Here is a 17661-nt window from a genome sequence, read left to right on the forward strand (position 1 = left end):
CCGGTGGGGAGTTTGAGGGGCCGAACGGCCACCTCACATCATAAGTCATCGATCAGGGAAGGTTGCTCCGAACGGCCTTGGTGCGGGCCGGGAATACCGAAATGCCGCCACGCGGCGGGAGTCGCGACCCGCCCTCTGGGGGTCCGGGAGAGCAGTCCGATGCGGACCAGGAAGGGCTCCACGACCGACTCGATCGTCTCCGCCTCCTCCCCGACCGAGACGGCGAGGGTGTTCAGGCCGACCGGTCCCCCGTCGAACCGTTCGAGGATCGCGTGCAGCACGGCGCGGTCGAGGCGGTCCAGTCCGAGCGGGTCGACGTCGTACAGCTCGAGCGCCGCGCCGACCGCGGCCAGGTCGGCGTCGCCGCCGTGCACGAGGGCGTAGTCGCGGACCCGGCGCAGCAGCCGGTTGGCGATCCGCGGGGTGCCGCGGCAGCGCCCGGCGATCTCGGCCAGCGCCTCCCGGTCGATGTCGAGCTCGAGCATCGTGGCCGCGCGGGCGAGCACCTGCGTCAGCTCGGACTCGTCGTAGAACTCCAGGTGAGCGGTGAACCCGAAGCGGTCGCGCAGCGGGTTCGGCAGCAGGCCGGAGCGCGTGGTCGCGCCGACGAGGGTGAAGGGGGCCAGGTCGAGCGGGATCGAGGTAGCACCCGCTCCCTTGCCGACCATGATGTCGATGCGGAAGTCCTCCATCGCCAGGTAGAGCATCTCCTCCGCGGATCGCGCCATGCGGTGGATCTCGTCGATGAAGAGCACCTCGCCCGGCGTGAGCGACGACAGGAGGGCGGCGAGGTCGCCGGCGTGCTGGATCGCCGGGCCGCTCGACAGGCGCAGCGGCCGGCCGCTCTCGTGCGCCACGATCATGGCGAGCGTCGTCTTGCCGAGTCCGGGAGGGCCGGCGAGCAGGATGTGATCCGCCGTCCGGTCCTGCATCTTCGCCGCGGTGAGCAGCAGCTGGAGCTGCCCGCGCACCTTGGCCTGCCCGACGAACTCCGCGAGCGACCGCGGACGCAGCGCGCCTTCGAAGGCGAGCTCGGACTCGGACTCGAGCTCCGGGGCGGTCAGGTCGTCGCTCATCGGGCGCCCTGCGCGGCCGGGCCGAGGTGGGCGAGCGTCAGGCGGAGCAGCGTCTGCACGGAGTCGCGCGCGGCCTCGTCGGTGTCGGCGACGACGTCGGCGATGGCCTCGCCCGCCACCTTCTCCGGCCAGCCGAGGCCGACGAGGGCGATGAGCACGCTGTCGGCGACGGACGACGGCGCGCCGGCGGACCTGACGGCGGGAGCGACGCGGCGGGTGGCCACCAGTTTACCGGTCAGCGACACCACGATCAGCTTCGCCGTCTTGGGACCGATCCCGGACACCTTGCGGAACGGCGCGTCGTCGTCGGCCGCGACCGCGTCGGCGATCTGGTCGGGCGAGAGCACGGAGAGGACGCCGATGGCGGACTTCGGCCCCACGCCGGTGACGCCCGTGAGCAGCTCGAAGACCTCCAGCTGCTCGCGGTCGACGAAACCGAACAGCTGCAGGGAGTCCTCCCGCACGATCATCGACGTGTGGATGAACGCCTCGTCGCCGGTGCGGAGGGAGAGGACATGGTCGGGGGTCAGCTGCACGGCGAAGCCGACGCCACCGACCTCGATCACGGCGTTGCCGCCGGTCGCGGAGAGGACGGTGCCGCGGAGAGAGGAGATCACCTGGCCAGCCTACGGGGCGCCGCCGACGCCCGGGCGGACCGCTCCGCGGCGAGCCATGCGGCCTGGGCGGGAGTCTGCGTCCCGGTCCCGGCGGCCGGCTGCGCCGCTCCCCCGCCGGCTGCCCGCGGCGCGGGAACGGGTCCGCCGCGCCACGCGTGGCAGATCGCGATCGCCAGGGCGTCCGCCGCGTCAGCGGGCTTGGGCACCTCGGCCAGGCCGAGGATGCGGGCGACCATCGCCTGCACCTGCTTCTTGTCCGCCGACCCATAGCCCGTGACGGCGGCCTTCACCTCGCTCGGCGTGTGCAGCGCGACCGGGAGTCCTCGCTTGGCGGCCGCGTGGAGGGCGACACCGCTGACCTGCGCGACACCCATCACGGTGCTCAGGTTGTGCTGCGCGAAGACCCGCTCGATCGCGACCGCGGCGGGGCGGTGCTCGTCCAGGAGCCGTTCGATGCCGTCACCGACCGCGAGCAGGCGCTCCTCGATCGGCATCCCGGGCGGGGTGCGGATGACCGTCACCTCGACCAGGACGGCGCGGCGGTCGGATCGCACGTCGACGATCCCGACGCCGCACCGCGTGAGTCCGGGGTCGATGCCGAGCACCCGGATCGACATGGCCGGTCTCTTACTCGTCGTCCTCGTCGAGCTGCGCCTGGACCTCGGGGGTCAGGTCGAGGTTCGTGTAGACGTTCTGCACGTCGTCCGAGTCCTCGAGAGCGTCGATGAGTCTGAACACCTTGCGGGCCACGTCGGCGTCGGCCTCGACGTTGACGGTCGCGACGAACTCGGCGTCGGCCGAGTCGTAGTCGATCCCGGCCTCCTGCAGCGCGGTGCGCGCCGCCACGAGGTCGGTCGCCTCGGTCAGCACCTCGAAGCTCTCGCCCCGGTCGGTGACCTCTTCGGCGCCGGCGTCGAGGACGGCGGTGAGCACCGTGTCCTCGTCCACGCCGTCGGCGTGCGGGACCACGATGACGCCCTTGCGGTGGAAGTTGTACGCCACGCTGCCCGGGTCGGCCATGGTGCCGCCGTTGCGGGTCATCGCGGTGCGGACCTCGGCGGCCGCGCGGTTCTTGTTCTCGGTGAGGCACTCGATCAGGAGGGCGACGCCGCCCGGGCCGTAGCCCTCGTACATGATCGTCGTGTAGTCGATCGTCTCACCGGTGAGCCCGGCTCCGCGCTTGATCGCGCGGTCGATGTTGTCGTTGGGGACCGAGGTCTTCTTGGCCTTCTGGACGGCGTCCACCAGGGTCGGGTTGCCCGACATGTCGGCCCCGCCCGTCTTGGCCGCGACCTCGATGTTCTTGATGAGCTTGGCGAACGACTTGGCACGGCGTGCGTCGATGACCGCCTTCTTGTGCTTGGTCGTGGCCCACTTGGAATGCCCGGACACTGCTGCTCCCTCGAGTTACGTTCTGAACCTGTCTATAGTAATGCGGCCCGTCCGTCGCGCAGGACCATTCCCCGCTCGGCGTGGAACCGGGCGAAGGTCGGCACATCCGCGGTCGCGTCCGCCGCGGTGGCGCCGATCCCGGACGGGTTGTGGAAGACGAACCGGTCGCCGTCGCGGCCGTGCACGAGGACCAGATGACCGCCTCGGCGCTCGTTGGGCCGCTCTGGCCAGCGGATCTCCGGCGAGACGGAGGCCAGCACGACCTGGCCGGGCCGGACGAGCGGGAGGAACTCCGCCGTCGCCGTCCGCTCGACGACCTCCCCCTCGATCCCGAACGCGTCGGCGATCCAGGAGAGGAAGGGACGGTAGTACAGACCGTCGACCGTGTCGTCGCGGCGGACCAGCGCGCCGGCCTCCACCGCCCCGTCGATGACCCGCGCCATGGGCACGACGCCCAGCTCTGGCCGCCACGCCCGCAGGACGGAGCGCAGGCACGCGAGCCCGCAGACGTGCGCCGCCCAGAACTCGTACTCGGCCTGCGACGCGTAGCCGTCCGCCGCCCAATCGTGATGGAGCGCCGGCGACTCCCCGCGGACGATGAGCGGTTCGTTGCACCGCAGATCGCCCCACTGCGACTCGTAGGGGAAGACGGGCGGCGTCGGAGCGGTCACCCGTGCGATCGTAGCTTCCGCAGGAAGTACTCGTGGAAGCGGGTGTCCCCCGTCATCTCCGGGTGGAAGGACGTGCCGAGCAGGTTGCCCTGCTCCACCGCCACCACGCGGCCGTCGGCGACGCGCGCGAGAGCAGTGGCCCGCTCCCCCACGGACTCGACGATGGGCGCGCGGATGAACACCGCGTGCATCGGTTCGCCGCCGATCGCCGGGATGTCGAGGTCGGTCTCGAACGAGTCCACCTGCGAGCCGAACGCGTTGCGGCGGACCGCGACATCCAGTCCGCCCAGGCTCTGCTGCCCGGCGATCCCGTCGACGATCGTGTCGGCGAGCATGATCAGCCCGGCGCACGTGCCGTAGACGGGCAGGCCGCCGGCGATCGCCTCCCGCAGCGGGTCCGCGAGCCCGAAGGCCCGCGACAGCTTGTCCATGACGCTCGACTCGCCGCCCGGGATGACGAGCCCGTCGATCGCCGCGAGCTCCTCGGGGCGTCGCACCGGGACCGTGTCGGCGCCCAGCCCGCGGAGGACCGCGATGTGCTCGCGGAAGTCCCCCTGCAGGGCCAGGACGCCGACGCGCGGCGCCCGCTGGTCGCCCGGCACTTACCAGCCGCGCTCGGACAGGCGGTGCGGCGCCGCGAGGTCGGCCACGTTGATGCCGACCATCGCCTCGCCGAGTCCGCGCGAGACCTCCGCGATGACCTTCGCGTCGTCGTAGAAGGTGGTGGCCTTGACGATCGCGGCGGCCCGCTGCTCGGGGTTGCCCGACTTGAAGATGCCGGAGCCGACGAACACGCCGTCCGCGCCGAGCTGCATCATCATCGCCGCGTCCGCCGGGGTGGCCACGCCGCCGGCGGTGAACAGCACGACGGGGAGCTTGCCGGTCTCGGCGATCTCGGCGACGAGCTCGTAAGGGGCCTGCAGCTCCTTCGCGGCGACGTAGAGCTCGTCCTTCGACATCGACGAGAGCGCCTTGATCTCCGAGCTGATCTTGCGGATGTGCTTCGTGGCCTCCGAGACGTCGCCGGTGCCGGCCTCGCCCTTGGAGCGGATCATCGCCGCGCCCTCGTTGATGCGGCGCAGGGCCTCGCCGAGGTTGGTGGCGCCGCACACGAACGGCACGGTGAACTTCCACTTGTCGATGTGGTTGACGTAGTCGGCGGGCGACAGCACCTCGGACTCGTCGATGTAGTCGACGTCGAGCGCCTCGAGCACCTGGGCCTCGACGAAGTGACCGATACGGGCCTTCGCCATGACCGGGATGGAGACCTCGGCGATGATCGCGTCGATCAGGTCGGGGTCGCTCATCCGGGCGACGCCGCCCTGCGCGCGGATGTCGGCGGGGACGCGCTCGAGCGCCATCACGGCGACGGCGCCGGCGTCCTCGGCGATCCGGGCCTGCTCGGGGGTGACGACGTCCATGATGACGCCGCCCTTCAGCATCTCGGCGAGCCCGCGCTTGACGCGGCTCGATCCGGTGGCGCCGCCCTGGTCCTTGTCTGTCATGATCGCCCTTTCGTGCGGAACGTAATTCTTTTTGGCCTATGCCGAACGATAGCATCCCGCAAACCGCTCACTAGACTCGGTTGCGACATGGACGAACTGAGCATCACCGGCACGACGGCCGCCGAGATCGCCGCGAGCGTGCGCGCCCTCCACGAGCGCGGCGCGCTGCGCAGAGGCGACGCGCTCCCCCCGGTGCGGGAGCTCGCCGGGCGGCTCGGCGTGAACCGCAACACGGCCGTCGCCGCGTACCGCCTGCTGGCGCAGGCCGGCGTCGTCGTCGCACGGGGACGCGCGGGCACGGTCATCGCCGGACTGGAGGCCGTGGCGCAGGAGGGCTACGCGGCCGACAGCGTGCTCCACGACATCGGGACCGGCAACCCGGACCCGGGCCGCATCCCGGACCCGTCCGCCGCGCTCGCGGGCGCCATCGGGCGACCGGTGCTCTACGGCGAGCCCGTGATCGACCCGGCCCTGGAGGAGCGCGCGCTCGCCTGGGTCAGGGACGGCCTGCCGGACCAGGACATCCGCATCACGATCACGAACGGAGCGGTGGATGCCGTCGAGCGGCTCCTCGCCCAGGCCTTGCTGCGCGACGACGCGGTCGCCCTGGAGGATCCCTGCTTCCTCGCCAGCATCCACACGGTGCGGCTCGGCGGCTATCGCGCCGTGCCGGTCCCCGTCGACGCCGAGGGGATGACCGTCGCCGGCCTGCGCGCCGCGCTCGACGCTGGTGTCCGGGCGATCATCTGCACGCCGCGCGCCCAGAACCCGACCGGGGCGACGCTCACGTCGCGCCGGGCGAGCGAACTCCGGGCGGTGCTCGCCGACCACCCGTACGTGCTCGTCATCGAGGACGACCATTACTCGATGCTCTCGCAGCGGCCGTACGAGACGCTGATCGGACCGGGCCACCGCCGGTACGCACTGGTCCGCTCGGTCTCGAAGTTCCTCGGGCCCGACATGTGCCTCGCGGTCGCCGCGACCGATCCGGAGACGGCCGAGCGCCTCTCCTTCCGCCTCAGCCCCGGCACGACCTGGGTCAGCCACATCCTCCAGCGCCTCGTCCTCGCGCAGCTCACCGATGAGACCGCCCTCGCGACGATCGCCGCGGCGGGCCGCCATTACGCGGAACGCAACGCCGCCTTCGCCGCCCGGCTCGCCGATCGCGGGCTGCCCACCGAGGCCGCGGACGGCCTCAACCTCTGGGTCGAGCTGCCGGTCGAGGCCCGGCTCGTCGCCGATCGGCTGATGCGGCGGGGCTGGCTCGCGCGCACCGGCGACGAGTTCCTCCTCGCGGAGCAGCCGGCACCCTCCCGCCACCTCCGCCTCACCGTGCACGACCTGACCGAGGAGGAGACCGCCCGACTCCTCGACGATCTCGTCGACGCGGCCGCCGCCACCGGGCGCACAGGGCAGTAGTCCGGAGGTGAGAGGATCGAGGGATGAAGATCCTCTCGATCCAGTCCGCGGTCGCCTACGGTCACGTCGGCAACTCCGCCGCCGTCTTCCCGCTCCAGCGCATCGGCGTCGAGGTGCTCCCCGTCTACACGGTGAACTTCTCCAACCACACCGGCTACGGCGCCTGGCGCGGCCCGCTGATCTCGCCGGACGACGTGCGCGCGGTGATCACCGGCATCGAGGAGCGCGGCGTGCTCGGCCAGGTCGACGCCGTGCTCTCCGGCTATCAGGGCGGCGAGGGCATCGGGGACGTCATCATCGACGCGGTCGCCCGCGTCAAGGCCGCCAACCCGAACGCCGTGTACGCGTGCGACCCGGTGATGGGCAACGCGAAGTCCGGCTGCTTCGTCGCTCCGGCCATCCCCGACCTCCTCCGCGACCGCGTCGTCCCGGTCGCCGACATCATCACGCCGAACCAGTTCGAGCTCGGCTTCCTCACCGGCACGACGCCCGACACCCTGGAGTCGACGCTGGCGTCGGTGGATGCGGCCCGCGCGATGGGGCCCCGCACCGTCCTGGTGACGAGCGTCGAGCGTCCGGACCAGCCCGCGGACACCATCGAGATGCTCGCGGCCGACGACACCGGTGCGTGGATCGTGCAGACGCCGCGACTGCCGATGAAGGCGAACGGCTCCGGCGACGTCACCGCCGCCCTGTTCACGGCCCACTACGTCCGTACCGGCAGCGCCGAGATCGCCCTCCGCAAGACGGTGTCGAGCGTCTTCGATCTGCTCACCCGCACGCTCGAGTCCGGCGACCGTGAGCTGCAGCTCGTCGAGTCGCAGGAGTCGTACGCGCACCCGCGCGAGCAGTTCGCGGTGCGCCAGGTGCGCTGACCACGCGCACTTTCGTGCCGAATGTCGACTCCGCGTGCGCGAGAGTCGACATTCGGCACGAATGCGGCAGCCTCAGGCCGTCGGCCAGGCCGCGGCGAGGGAGGCGCGCACATCCCCGAGCAGCTGCGGGAGCGCCTTCGTCTTCGCGATGATCGGCAGGAAGTTCGCGTCCTGCGCCCAGCGCGGCACGATGTGCTGGTGCAGGTGCGCCGCGATGCCGGCACCCGCGATGGCGCCCTGGTTCATGCCGATGTTGAAGCCGTCGTTCTTCGACACCTCGCGGATCACGCGCATCGCCGTCTGGGTGAGGGAGCCGATCTCGGCGACCTCCTCCGGCGTCGCCTCGTCGTACGTGGCGATGTGACGGTACGGGCAGACCAGCAGGTGACCGCTGTTGTACGGGAACAGGTTGAGGAGCGCGTAGGCGTGCTCACCGCGCGCGACGATGAGGGCATCCTCGTCGCTCATGCTCGGCGCGACGCAGAACGGGCAGTCGTCCTTGCCGGGCTGCTGCCCGTGCTGGATGTAGACCATCCGGTGCGGCGTCCACAGCCGCTGGAACTCGTCCGGCACGCCGACGAGGTACGAGGGGTCGTCGACGCGGACCTCGTCCGCGCCGACGCCCTCGTGACCGTCGCCCGGCTCGTGGGCGGCGTAGTCGTCGAGACTCAGGCGAGCCATGCCGTGTCGACCAGCTCGTGGCTGCGGATGCTCCCGACGATGCGCTCGATCGCGTCGGCGACCGGCACCCCGTTCAGCTGGGTGCCGTCGCGGAAGCGGAAGCTGACCGTGCCGGCTCCGGCGTCCTCCTCGCCCACGATGAGCTGGAAGGGCACCTTGGCCTTGGTGTGCGTGCGGATCTTCTTCTGCATGCGGTCGTCGGAGTGGTCGACCTCGGCCCGTACGCCCTGGGCACGGAGCTGGGCGATCACGTCGTCGAGGAACGGGCCGTACGCGTCGGCGACGGGGATGCCCACCACCTGGACCGGCGACAGCCAGACCGGGAACGCGCCCGCGTAGTGCTCGAGCAGGATCGCGAAGAACCGCTCGATCGAGCCGAGCAGCGCCCGGTGGATCATCGCCGGCTGCTTGCGCGTGCCGTCGGCCGCGTTGTACTCCAGCTCGAACAGCTCCGGCTGGTTGAAGTCCAGCTGGACGGTCGAGAGCTGCCAGGTGCGGCCGATCGCGTCGCGTGCCTGCACGGAGATCTTCGGGCCGTAGAAGGCGGCGCCGGCCGGGTCGTCGACGAGCTCGAGGCCGGACTCGATCGCCACTTCGCGCAGCGTCTCGGTCGCGGTCTCCCAGCTCTCGTCGCTGCCCACGTACTTCTCCGGGTCCTTCGTGGAGAGCTCGAGGTAGAAGTCGGTGAGTCCGTAGCCGCGCAGCGTCTCCAGGACGAACTGCAGCTGGCTCGCGACCTCGTCCTTGATCTGGTCGTCCGTCACGTAGATGTGGGCGTCGTCCTGGGTGAGGCCGCGCACGCGGGTGAGGCCGGAGAGCGTGCCCGACTTCTCGTACCGGTACACCGTCCCGAACTCGGCCAGGCGGAGCGGGAGCTCGCGGTAGCTGCGGCCGCGCGCCCGGAAGATCAGGTTGTGCATCGGGCAGTTCATCGGCTTGAGGTAGTAGTCCTGCCCCTGCCGGGTGATGTTGCCGTCCGCGTCATGCTCCTCGTCGAGGTGCATGGGCGGGAACATGCCGTCCTTGTACCAGTTGAGGTGCTGGCTGGTCTCGAAGAGATGCGCCTTGGTGATGTGCGGCGTGTTGACGACCTCGTAGCCGTTCGCGATGAGCCGCTCGCGCATGTAGTCCTCGATCTCCTTGCGGATGATCCCCCCGCGCGGGTGGAACACCGCGAGACCGGAGCCGATCTCCTCGGGGAACGAGAACAGGTCGAGCTCGGCGCCCAGCTTGCGGTGGTCGCGCTTGGCGGCCTCCTCCATGCGGGTCTGGTAGGCGCGCAGTTCGTCCTTGGTCGGCCAGGCGGTGCCGTAGACGCGCTGCAGCTGCGGGTTCTTCTCCGAGCCGCGCCAGTAGGCGGCGGCCACGCGGGTGAGCGCCCAGCCGTTGCCGATCATGCGGGTGTTCGGGAGGTGCGGGCCGCGGCAGAGGTCCTTCCAGACCGTCTCCCCCGACTTCGGGTCCACGTTGTCGTAGATGGTCAGCTCGCCGCCGCCCACCTCGACGTTCTCATTGTCGCCGCCGTCGGAGGCGGAGCCCTTGAGGCCGATCAGCTCGAGCTTGTACGGCTCGCCGGCGAGCTCGGCGCGCGCCTCGTCGTCGGTGACGACCCGACGCACGAAACGCTGGCCCGCGCGGACGATCCGCGACATCTCCTTGTCGAGGGCCTTGAGGTCCTCCGGGGTGAACGGCTCGGCGACATCGAAGTCGTAGTAGAACCCGTCGGTGATGGGCGGGCCGATCCCGAGCTTGGCCTCGGGGTTGACCGCCTGCACCGCCTGCGCGAGCACGTGCGCGGTGGAGTGGCGCAGGATGTTGAGGCCGTCGGGCGAGTCGATCGTGACCGGCTCGACGACGTCGGTCGTAGTGACGGTCGTCGCGAGGTCCTTCAGTTCGCCGTTGACGCGCATCGCGACAACGGAACGGTCGGTGAAGAGCTCGAAGCCGTCGGCCACCTGTCCACTCCTTGATTCGTCGGTATAGGGAACGGACCAACTCTATCGGGGCACGGGCAGCCCTCGGCACCGATCGCGCCCCTCGCACGGGGGTGAACGCGGCGTGTCGGGAAAACAGCACCTCCCGGCTAAAACATCCTCCGCGTAGACTCCAGACATCTCCCTGCAGAACAGGGATCCGGACGGACCCGAACGAACGGACACCTCAACTCCCCCGATCAGAGCGGATGTCTCCGATGAAAACCGGCCTTGCCATCACCGCGGCGCTCGCGATAGCGCTCGTCGGAGGCGTGCCAGCGCACGCCGCCACGACGCCCACTCCGGAGCCGACGGCGACCGCCACGGCGACTCCGGACGCGACGCCCAGCCCGACCGCGACACCGTCGCCGTCCCCCTCCTCGCCGTCCGCCTCCTCGGCCGACGATTCCGACGCCAACCCGAGCCTCGCCGAGCAGACGGCTGCCGGCGACCACGCGATGGGCTCGACGATCGAGGCCGCCGAAGGCCCCGCCGTGAGCCCGTTCCGGGTCAACGCGAACGCGGCCTCCCCGCTCCTGGGCGTCGGCGGCGTGCTCGGCATGGACGTCAGCGGCTGGCAGCCGTCGATCGACTGGAACGCGCAGTGGGCGAACGGCGCCCGCTTCGCGTACATCAAGGCCAGTGAGGGCACCTACTACACGAGCAGCTACTTCCCCGCCCAGTACGCGGGCTCGTACAACGTCGGAATGATCCGCGGCGCGTATCACTTCGCGACCCCCAACACGACCGACGGCGCCACTCAGGCGCGCTTCTTCTACAGCCACGGCGGAGGCTGGTCGCCCGACGGCCGCACCCTCCCCCCGCTCCTCGACATCGAGTACGCCACCGACGGCAGCGGCACCTGCTGGGGACTCTCCCAGGCCGCGATGTCGGCGTGGATCTCCGACTTCGTGACCACGATGCGCAGCCTGACGGGCGTCAACCCGGCGATCTACTCGACGGCCAACTGGTGGAACCAGTGCACCGGCTCCAACAGCACCTTCGGCGCCTACCCGCTGTTCGTCGCCCGCTACGGCACCAGCACCCCCGGCGCGCTCGCGGCCGGCTGGCTCGACTGGACCATGTGGCAGTACGCGAGCTCCGGCGTCTTCGCCGGCGACCAGGACATCTTCAACGGCAACCAGGCGCAGCTCCAGCTGTTCGCCCTCGGCGGCCGGGCGCACCCGCCGATCGGCGCGTACGACGCCGCGACCGTGAGTTCGGGAGGACCGTTCTCCGTCTCCGGCTGGACGTTCGACCAGTCCAACATCACCGCGTCCACCCAGGTGCAGATCACCTGGAACACCCCGGCCGGGATCACGAATCAAACGGTCGCCGCGAATCTGTCGAGACCGGATGTGGCGGCCGCGTATCCGGGGGCTGGGGCCGCGCACGGCTACTCCGTGCAGGCGCCATGGAGCGGCTACGGGCAATACGGAGCCTGCGTCACCGCCATCGCTCTCCCCGGGAACACGGGCGGCAACGCCTCCCTCGGGTGCAAGACGGCCTTCGTCTCGGCCGCGACGTCGAGCGCTCCCGCGGCGCAGCGTCTCGCCGGCGCCGATCGGTTCGGCACCGCGGTCGTCGTCTCGCAGCACGCCTTCCCGAGCGCCGGCGTCCCCGTCGCGTACGTGGCCTCGGGTCTCGACTTCCCCGACGCCCTCTCCGCCGCGTCCGCGGCCGGCGCCCAGCACGGTCCGGTGCTGCTCACGATGCCCGGTGCCGTGCCGGCCACCGTGCTGACGGAGCTGCAGCGGCTCAAGCCGGGCAAGATCGTCGTCGTGGGCGGCGCGAACGCCGTCGCCGACGCCGCCTTCAATCAGCTGACCTCGCTCGGCTTCCCCGTCACCCGCATCGGCGGCGCCGATCGCTACGAGACGTCCCGGCTCGTCGCCGCCTCCGCGTTCCCGACGGCGACCGCCGCCTACGTCGCCGCGGGGAACAGCTTCCCGGACGCTCTGTCGGCCGCACCGGTCGCCGCCAAGCAGAACCGGCCGCTCATCCTCGTGAACGGCGGCGCGCTCGACCCGGCGACGCAGTCGTACCTGTCGTCGCACAGCATCCGCTCCGTCACCATCGTCGGCGGCGTGAACGTCGTCGCCGACAACTGGGCGGCGCAGGCGCAGAGCTCCGGTTCGGCCATCGCGCGCGTCGGAGGCGGCGACCGCTTCGGCACGAGCGCCCTGCTGTCGGCGTCGGCGTTCGGCACCAACAGCGCGTCCTCCGTGTACGTCGCCTCCGGGCTGGCCTGGCAGGACGCCCTCGTCGCATCTGCCGCGGCGGGTTCGGCCACTCAGCCGCTCCTCCTGTCGAAGCCCGGCTGCGTGCCGCGCTCGATCGGCGACCAGATGGTGCGCCTGGCGACCACGACCATGCAGATCGCGGGTGGCACCGATGTGCTCACGACCGACGTGAACTCGCTGCAGGTCTGCTACTGACCGACGCGCCGCCCCTGCGGCGCTGACGGGTTCCGAACGGCTCCGCCCCTCCTCTCCGGGAGGGGCGGAGCCGTTCGCGTGCTCAGTCCAGCGTGCGCGTCATGAAGACGCTGTTCGGGTCGGGGACGTAGGAGGCGAACGGCTCGCACTCCGAGAATCCCGCCTGGGCGTACAGCCGGCGGGCGGGGGCGAAGAACTCCTGCGACCCGGTCTCCAGCGACACGCGCTCCACGTCGCGGTCCTGCGCGTCGACGAGGACGTGCACCAGGAGGCGGGCGGCGATCCCCTCGCCCCGTCGCTCCGGGGCGGTCCGCATGCTCTTGAGCTCCTCCCAGCCGTCCTCGATGGGTGCGAGGGCCGCGGTGCCGATCACCGCGTCTCCATCGACCGCCGTCCAGACGCGCACGCCCGGCCGCTGCAGGCCCGCGAGATCGAGCGCGTGCCGGCTCTCGGGCGGGGCGGTCGGCTCCATGTCGTCGAGGTGGGCTTGGAGGAAGTCGCGCAGCGCGGTCGAGTCGAAGTCGGCGGGGACGATGGTGAAGCTCATGCATCGACTCTAGAGAACGCGTGTGTCCGCCGTGTTTCGACGCCGCTCGGCCAGCACCGGTAGGGTGCACGCATGAACGCGCGCAGGCGGGTGATGGCGGTCATGGCCGTGGCGGTCGCCACGGCCGCGGTCAGTGGATGCGCGTCGCTCGTGGAGCGCTCGTATCCCGGGGAACCGCCGGAGTCCCGCCTCCCGGCGACGTCGCTCTCACCGTCGCCGTCGCCGGGCTCCTTCGGATTGCCGGACCCGGATCTCGGTCCGCGTGCGCAGTGGGCGGACGACGGACGCCTGCTGGCCGTCACCCTGGGTGGCTCGTCGACGTGCCCGACGGAGCCGAAAGCGCTCACGGTCGAGGCGCCCGACCGGCTCCTCGTCGAGGTGAGCCAGCGCGGCGGGTTCTTCGGGGCGTGCACTGCCGACCTGGCGTTCGTCACCTACGAGGTGCGGGTGCCGGACGAGCTCGCGGCCTCCCTCCCCGTGACGGTGACGGTCGGCGACACCTCCGTGGACCTTCCGCCGCGACGGGGAGGGTGACGGGCCGAGCGGCGTCCGCTCAGCGTCCCGTCAGGCGGGCCAGTCTGGTGAGGTTGCGGGCGGCCATGGCGACCGTGAGGGGTCCGACGCGCGGCACGAAGACGCCCGCCCGCTCCTTGGCCGACTCGTCGAAGTTGGTGAACTCGGCGACATCGACGCAGATCGCGCCGGCGCGGATCTCGTCCCCGCGGATGAGCTCGAAGTCCCGGGAGGGCACGGCGGAGATGACCACGTCGGCGTCGGCCAGTGCCGCTGCGCGGTCGATCCCGGAGGTGCGCACCTCGTGGGTGTGGCGCCCGATGGCCGGCTCGTACGTCACGGCTCCGGCGATGTCGAGCGAGTGGACGCGGGCGCCGTCGTTGGCCAGCATCGCCGCGAGGGGACGACCGACCACCTCGCTGCGATTGATCACGCACGCCGTCACGCCCTCGAGCGGGGCGTTCTCCCGGGTGCCGCGCATACCGGCGCGGTCCAGCAGCTTCAGGATGGCCAGGGGCGTGCACGGGAGGATCGCGCGCTGAGTCCGGTCCGCGTCGACGAACCGCTCGTTCTCGTACAGCAGGCGGCTCCAGAAGGAGTGCATGCCCTCGATGTCCTTGCGGGGGTCGACCAGCTCCCGGAGCCACCGGTCGCCGCGGCGATCGGTGAGCGGGTAGTAGAGGAAGATCCCGTCCACGTCGGGGTCGACGTTCGCGGTCGCGACGGCACGCTCGGCCTCCTCCGGCACCACGTGACGGAGGTCGAACTCGATCCCGACATCGTCGAAGCCTCGGCGCGCGAACCGCGCATACGTCGCGGCAGGACCCTCGTCCTGGCCGAGGAGGCCGACCACCCGCAGTGTGCGACCCTCCGCGCGGAAGCGGTCCACATCCTGGCGGACCTCGTCGCGGAAGGACGCCGCCACCGGCGACGGGTCGAGAATGATCGCGGTCATGAGGCCTCCTGGAGACGATGGGCGAGCTCGTCGCGCGTCGCCCGCAGTTCCGGCGCGCGCACGGAACTCGAGCGGTCGAGCTGAGCGATGTTGACGTCGACGGTGCGGATGGCCGCCCACGCTGCGCCGACGACGATGTCGCGGCCCGCGATCACGTCGCTGACGATTCCCGGCTTCACCGCCGACTCGGCGTCGTGCGACGCGACGAGGGCGTCGATGAGGGCTGCGACGAGCTCGAGCGGACGCTCCGTCGCCGCGACGGTCGCCGCCTCGATCAGCCGCCGACGCTCCTCGCGCTCGGTGTCGGTCGACCGGGGCGCACGATACGCGGCCATCAGGTTCTCGAAGTCCGCCACGTCGGCATCCGCTCCGGGGACGATCCGCTCCCGGATGGCGTCGAGCCGCCCGCTCAACGGCCCCAGCTCGGGGTCCGCCGTCACAGCCAGAGCCATCTGGACGAGGCCGACACCGAGCGCGCCCGTGATCGCCGCGATCGAACCTCCGCCCGGCGTCGGTTCGGACGATGACGTCCGCGACAGCAGCTCCGACGTGGGGAGCGCCCACAAACCCTCTTGCACCCACTCAGCCTATCCGGGGCGGCCGTGCGGCAGCGCACCGCCGTGTCGGCGGCAAAACGAAGAAACCCCCGGTCTCCCGGGGGTTTTCATTCTGTGGGCGATACTGGGATCGAACCAGTGACCTCTTCCGTGTCAGGGAAGCGCGCTACCGCTGCGCCAATCGCCCAGAGCCTGAACCAGGTTCAGGATCGAGGTGGATACGGGATTCGAACCCGTGTATACGGCTTTGCAGGCCGCTGCCTCGCCTCTCGGCCAATCCACCGAAGCCAACAACACGGAAATAACCGTACCGTATCGAGAGGCCCGGGATCCGAAGACACCGGGCCGACTCGAGCGGATGACGAGACTCGAACTCGCGACCCTCACCTTGGCAAGGTGATGCGCTACCAACTGCGCTACATCCGCATTTCGTTCCGCAGTTTCCCGCGGCACTTGAATGACTTTAGCCGATCCTTTCGCCGAAACCAAAACCGGACACGCCACCCGGGTGTGTCGCCGCGCCCGGGCCGCCCGATGTGCATTCCGCGCCCCGCGTCGGCTAGTATCGAATCTCGCAGCCGGGTGACCGGGTGCACATCCCACGGGCGATTGGCGCAGTTGGTAGCGCGCTTCCTTCACACGGAAGAGGTCATCGGTTCGAGTCCGGTATCGCCCACCAGATCACGAAAGCCCCCGGTACGCCGGGGGCTTTTCCATTTGCGGAGATGACTGCTACGCGCAGGGACGAGCGCGGCCCGGCGCCGCGGCGCAGTCGTCCCGGGAGGCAGCACTCGCGTCTACTCCGTTACGTGCCGACACGAGGATCCTTCTGTGGGATGAGCCGCATCCGTTTTCCGACGGACGACGGATGCACGGCGGTCGGCTGAACTGGTCGCATGACGACGACTCGCCGCCGCGCACCGGGCCCTCCCTGCATTCTCCTGTCGGCTCTCGTGGCGTCCGCGCTTCTCGTGTCCGCGTTGACGGGGTGCTCGCTGTTCCCGGATCCACCCGAAGCGCTCGTGCAGCAGGCCGCTCGTGCGGCCGCCGAGATCGGCGCGCTCTCCGGCGTCGCATCGGCGACGTCCGATGTCGTCGCGCGCGACGAGAAGGACCACCCGGGCGATTGGATTGTTTCGATCCGCGTGCTCACCAACACCGTCGAGGGCCTCACCACGGCACCCGAACCTGTGCTGGACGCGGTGCATCGAGTCGACCTCCGGCGCGCCTACCGCGTGAACGTCACTCTCGACGTTCCGGGAGGCGCCGGGCTCGCGCCCGTGCGGATCTCCGGTCTCGGAGAGGAGCAGCCAGCACGTGCTGCTGGACCGGACGTCATCGAGGCAGCCGACCTCCTGCGGAGGCTTCCGCTGGCGAAGCGCGTCACGTTCGAGTCGGGCACGGGCACCGTGTCCCTGACCGATCCGGCCGCGCACGGGTCGTCCCCTCTGGCCGCGGCAGCGGGCGCCCTCCGCAGCGTCGCCGGCCTCGGCGGCGGGGCACTCACCGTCGTCGCCGTCCTCTGGCCCGACGGAGACCAGCGAATGTCGCGCTCCATCGAGGTGACGCCGGCCGCTCCGTCCGAGGCTCTGGCGGCGGTCCTCGACCACCTCGCGAGCCGGGACGACGTGACCTGGATCACCAGTGACGACAACCGTCCGGACGTGAGCGGGACGCATTCCTCCGTCGACCCGCAGGGATCCCGGCCGACGCTGTCGATCGAGACCGCCCACCCCGAGGCCGACGCACAGGCCGTCGCGAGCGCTGTCGATCCTGCCGCGGATCGCGGCGAGCGGCCTCGGACCGCGTTCGACCTGCACGACGCGAACCGCTCGCACTCCGTTCAGGGCTTCGTGGGGCTTCCGGTCGGGTCTGCGGCTCCCGGACAGACCTGGGACGAACTCCTTGCTCCCGCTCCCGACCCCTCTGCGACGGAGGACCAACGGGCGCAGTACGAGGACGATGTGCGCGGCTTCCTGCAGCGGGCGGCGAGCGTTGCGTCGGCGCCCAGCGATCTGCAACCGAGCGTGCAGCCGGGCGCCTGCGTCGGCGGAGGCGGGGAGGCCGTCCACGGCTCGGTGTCGCTCCCCCTCTGGCACGACCCGACCTCCACCGACGAATCCGTCGGGAGGGCGTTCGCAGCGATCACCGCGGACTGGGCGCGTGCAGGACTCGCACCTCGCGATCGTGCGATGGGAACCGACTTCTGGGCTCCGGACGGCAGTCGCCCGGCTTCCGCGGGCATCGCTCAGGCCAGCATTCGAGGAACGATGGACGGCCTCCGGATCGAGGCCGTCTCGCTGTGCGCGGAATGACCCGGGGCAGCTATGGGCTGCGGCAGACGCGGTTCGAGAAGCTCGGCCGAACGCTCGCCGACGACTGCGGCGCGCCGGGACGATTGCGGCGCGGCGACGCCGCGCAATGGTCCCGGGAGGCGGCGCT

Annotated in this window: 17 protein-coding genes and 4 tRNA genes; 6 read left to right on the forward strand and 15 right to left on the reverse strand. The window is 70.9% G+C overall.

Going from position 1 to position 17661, the window contains the following annotated elements:
• Window positions 1-38 precede the first annotated feature (38 nt).
• The 7 genes from ruvB to pdxS are packed head-to-tail and all read right to left on the reverse strand — an operon-like array spanning window position 39 to window position 5261.
• Complete coding sequence (ruvB, locus tag BGO91_RS07670; RefSeq protein WP_179701999.1) at window positions 39-1076, reverse strand: Holliday junction branch migration DNA helicase RuvB; 1038 nt, start codon at window positions 1074-1076, stop codon at window positions 39-41.
• Window positions 1073-1693 carry a Holliday junction branch migration protein RuvA gene (ruvA, locus tag BGO91_RS07675; RefSeq protein WP_290472196.1) on the reverse strand — a complete coding sequence of 207 codons (621 nt, stop codon included), beginning with the start codon at window positions 1691-1693 and terminating at the stop codon, window positions 1073-1075. The genes ruvB and ruvA overlap by 4 nt, the downstream gene beginning before the upstream one ends.
• Complete coding sequence (gene ruvC / locus BGO91_RS07680) at window positions 1690-2304, reverse strand: crossover junction endodeoxyribonuclease RuvC (RefSeq protein WP_290472440.1); 615 nt, start codon at window positions 2302-2304, stop codon at window positions 1690-1692. The genes ruvA and ruvC overlap by 4 nt, the downstream gene beginning before the upstream one ends.
• Window positions 2305-2320: 16 nt before the next feature.
• Window positions 2321-3085 (reverse strand): YebC/PmpR family DNA-binding transcriptional regulator, encoded by a 765-nt coding sequence (locus tag BGO91_RS07685; protein WP_021763630.1) that lies wholly within the window; start codon window positions 3083-3085, stop codon window positions 2321-2323.
• 32 nt (window positions 3086-3117) lie between these two features.
• On the reverse strand, window positions 3118-3756 hold the full coding sequence (locus BGO91_RS07690) for a hypothetical protein (protein WP_290472197.1): 639 nt from the start codon (window positions 3754-3756) through the stop codon (window positions 3118-3120).
• Window positions 3753-4358 (reverse strand): pyridoxal 5'-phosphate synthase glutaminase subunit PdxT, encoded by a 606-nt coding sequence (pdxT, locus tag BGO91_RS07695; protein WP_290472198.1) that lies wholly within the window; start codon window positions 4356-4358, stop codon window positions 3753-3755. Before pdxT ends, BGO91_RS07690 begins: the two co-directional genes overlap by 4 nt.
• On the reverse strand, window positions 4359-5261 hold the full coding sequence (gene pdxS / locus BGO91_RS07700) for a pyridoxal 5'-phosphate synthase lyase subunit PdxS (protein WP_290472199.1): 903 nt from the start codon (window positions 5259-5261) through the stop codon (window positions 4359-4361).
• 87 nt (window positions 5262-5348) lie between these two features.
• Between pdxS and BGO91_RS07705 the strand changes: the two genes are divergently transcribed.
• The gene (locus BGO91_RS07705) at window positions 5349-6680 is read left to right on the forward strand and encodes an aminotransferase class I/II-fold pyridoxal phosphate-dependent enzyme (RefSeq protein ID WP_290472200.1); all 1332 of its coding nucleotides are present in this window, start codon (window positions 5349-5351) and stop codon (window positions 6678-6680) included.
• Between the two features lie 23 nt (window positions 6681-6703).
• On the forward strand, window positions 6704-7555 hold the full coding sequence (pdxY, locus tag BGO91_RS07710; protein WP_290472201.1) for a pyridoxal kinase PdxY: 852 nt from the start codon (window positions 6704-6706) through the stop codon (window positions 7553-7555).
• 72 nt (window positions 7556-7627) lie between these two features.
• On the opposite strand, the gene BGO91_RS07715 is transcribed toward pdxY, so the two are convergent.
• Together BGO91_RS07715 and thrS are read right to left on the reverse strand one after the other, a co-directional pair.
• Entirely contained in the window at window positions 7628-8236 is a 609-nt protein-coding gene (locus BGO91_RS07715; RefSeq protein WP_021764510.1) for an HIT domain-containing protein, read from the reverse strand.
• Complete coding sequence (gene thrS, locus BGO91_RS07720) at window positions 8224-10191, reverse strand: threonine--tRNA ligase (RefSeq protein WP_290472202.1); 1968 nt, start codon at window positions 10189-10191, stop codon at window positions 8224-8226. The genes BGO91_RS07715 and thrS overlap by 13 nt, the downstream gene beginning before the upstream one ends.
• Window positions 10192-10427: 236 nt before the next feature.
• Here thrS and BGO91_RS07725 point away from each other — a divergent pair, with 236 nt between their 5' ends.
• The gene (locus BGO91_RS07725; protein WP_290472203.1) at window positions 10428-12647 is read left to right on the forward strand and encodes a GH25 family lysozyme; all 2220 of its coding nucleotides are present in this window, start codon (window positions 10428-10430) and stop codon (window positions 12645-12647) included.
• Window positions 12648-12729: 82 nt separating this feature from the next.
• Here the strand turns inward: BGO91_RS07725 and BGO91_RS07730 are convergent, their stop codons facing one another.
• Complete coding sequence (locus tag BGO91_RS07730) at window positions 12730-13194, reverse strand: GNAT family N-acetyltransferase (RefSeq protein WP_290472204.1); 465 nt, start codon at window positions 13192-13194, stop codon at window positions 12730-12732.
• Window positions 13195-13266: 72 nt separating this feature from the next.
• Between BGO91_RS07730 and BGO91_RS07735 the strand changes: the two genes are divergently transcribed.
• On the forward strand, window positions 13267-13728 hold the full coding sequence (locus tag BGO91_RS07735) for a hypothetical protein (protein WP_290472205.1): 462 nt from the start codon (window positions 13267-13269) through the stop codon (window positions 13726-13728).
• 19 nt (window positions 13729-13747) lie between these two features.
• Here the strand turns inward: BGO91_RS07735 and BGO91_RS07740 are convergent, their stop codons facing one another.
• The 5 genes from BGO91_RS07740 to BGO91_RS07760 all read right to left on the reverse strand — a co-directional run bounded on the left by BGO91_RS07740 (window position 13748) and on the right by BGO91_RS07760 (window position 15645).
• Window positions 13748-14662, reverse strand: a complete 915-nt coding sequence (locus tag BGO91_RS07740; protein WP_290472206.1) for a bifunctional methylenetetrahydrofolate dehydrogenase/methenyltetrahydrofolate cyclohydrolase — start codon at window positions 14660-14662, stop codon at window positions 13748-13750.
• Complete coding sequence (locus BGO91_RS07745; RefSeq protein ID WP_290472207.1) at window positions 14659-15240, reverse strand: cyclodeaminase/cyclohydrolase family protein; 582 nt, start codon at window positions 15238-15240, stop codon at window positions 14659-14661. Before BGO91_RS07745 ends, BGO91_RS07740 begins: the two co-directional genes overlap by 4 nt.
• Window positions 15241-15334: 94 nt before the next feature.
• A tRNA-Val gene (locus tag BGO91_RS07750) sits at window positions 15335-15406 on the reverse strand.
• Window positions 15407-15431: 25 nt separating this feature from the next.
• Window positions 15432-15502: transfer RNA gene (locus BGO91_RS07755), tRNA-Cys, on the reverse strand.
• Window positions 15503-15572: 70 nt separating this feature from the next.
• Window positions 15573-15645 (reverse strand) — tRNA-Gly (locus BGO91_RS07760).
• A 177-nt stretch (window positions 15646-15822) separates the two neighbouring features.
• Here BGO91_RS07760 and BGO91_RS07765 point away from each other — a divergent pair.
• Window positions 15823-15898 (forward strand) — tRNA-Val (locus BGO91_RS07765).
• A gap of 274 nt (window positions 15899-16172) precedes the next feature.
• Entirely contained in the window at window positions 16173-17534 is a 1362-nt protein-coding gene (locus BGO91_RS07770; RefSeq protein WP_290472208.1) for a hypothetical protein, read from the forward strand.
• Window positions 17535-17661 lie beyond the last annotated feature (127 nt).

The sequence above is a fragment of the Leifsonia sp. 71-9 genome (genome assembly GCF_001898805.1).
Lineage (GTDB): Bacteria > Actinomycetota > Actinomycetes > Actinomycetales > Microbacteriaceae > Leifsonia.

Bases quoted from the DNA above. Each gene is read 5' to 3' on its own strand.
- ruvB (WP_179701999.1), bottom strand. From the start codon at position 1,076: ATGAGCGACGACCTGACCGCCCCGGAGCTCGAGTCCGAGTCCGAGCTC.
- pdxS (WP_290472199.1), bottom strand. From the start codon at position 5,261: ATGACAGACAAGGACCAGGGCGGCGCCACCGGATCGAGCCGCGTCAAG.
- BGO91_RS07705 (WP_290472200.1), top strand. From the start codon at position 5,349: ATGGACGAACTGAGCATCACCGGCACGACGGCCGCCGAGATCGCCGCG.
- pdxY (WP_290472201.1), top strand. From the start codon at position 6,704: ATGAAGATCCTCTCGATCCAGTCCGCGGTCGCCTACGGTCACGTCGGC.
- BGO91_RS07715 (WP_021764510.1), bottom strand. From the start codon at position 8,236: ATGGCTCGCCTGAGTCTCGACGACTACGCCGCCCACGAGCCGGGCGAC.
- BGO91_RS07725 (WP_290472203.1), top strand. From the start codon at position 10,428: ATGAAAACCGGCCTTGCCATCACCGCGGCGCTCGCGATAGCGCTCGTC.
- BGO91_RS07730 (WP_290472204.1), bottom strand. From the start codon at position 13,194: ATGAGCTTCACCATCGTCCCCGCCGACTTCGACTCGACCGCGCTGCGC.
- BGO91_RS07735 (WP_290472205.1), top strand. From the start codon at position 13,267: ATGAACGCGCGCAGGCGGGTGATGGCGGTCATGGCCGTGGCGGTCGCC.
- BGO91_RS07740 (WP_290472206.1), bottom strand. From the start codon at position 14,662: ATGACCGCGATCATTCTCGACCCGTCGCCGGTGGCGGCGTCCTTCCGC.